1 protein-coding gene is annotated in these 659 nt (G+C 60.4%); it reads right to left on the bottom strand.

The window, feature by feature from the left end; all coding sequences use genetic code 11:
- Positions 1-659, bottom strand: a 659-nt coding sequence (gene tssI, locus K5D32_RS25805; RefSeq protein ID WP_221602335.1) for a type VI secretion system tip protein TssI/VgrG, incomplete at both ends; no start/stop codon positions are given.

Here is a 659-nt window from a genome sequence, read left to right as displayed (position 1 = left end):
CGCGGGTGCTCGCTTAAAGCCAGAAAATGCCCCGTGACCAGCGTCGGCTCGTCGCCTTTGCCCTCGGCGAGCTGGTAGTCGCTGCGATGACGTTCAAGGACGCGGGTCGCCAGTTGCTTGCCCCGTGCGCGGTCGGTGAAACGGCCGGGGTAGTCGTAGTCTTCAAGGTCTGGTGAAAAACCGCTCTTGGCGCTGCTTTCAGGCAGGAGGCTCGGTTTTTCAAAGTCGTAGTCGCGACGGCTGACGCGGGTGGTGCGGGTTTCCAGGCGCAGGTTGAAGCGCTTGATGACCGGTTTCTCCGCCGCCATGCCGGAGTCTTGCTGGTAGCTCACTGGGGCGAGTTTACGGAACACGGTCTGGTCGTCGCCAAACACCAGCGTGTGGCCACTGGCGGAATGCTGGAAGTGGAAGTGAATGCCTTCTTCTTCGCACAGACGCTGGATGAAATGCAGGTCGGACTCGTCGTACTGCACGCAGTAAACGCGCTCGGGGTAGGTCGCGCCGAGTTGAAAGCGGTAGGCGTCGGCCAGCATACCTCGCGCCTCCAGAACCTGAGCGATGATCTCTGGCACCGTCAGTTGCTGAAAAATCTGCTGGTCATGGTTATGCCGAAGGTAGGCGAGTTGCGGCACCAGTTTGATGCTGTAGCGGGTCAGCTT

The sequence above is a fragment of the Pseudomonas cichorii genome (genome assembly GCF_019719005.1).
Taxonomy (GTDB): domain Bacteria; phylum Pseudomonadota; class Gammaproteobacteria; order Pseudomonadales; family Pseudomonadaceae; genus Aquipseudomonas; species Aquipseudomonas cichorii_E.
The sequence above is the reverse complement of the archived record's forward strand: the minus strand, read 5'-3'. Positions and strand labels throughout refer to the sequence as shown.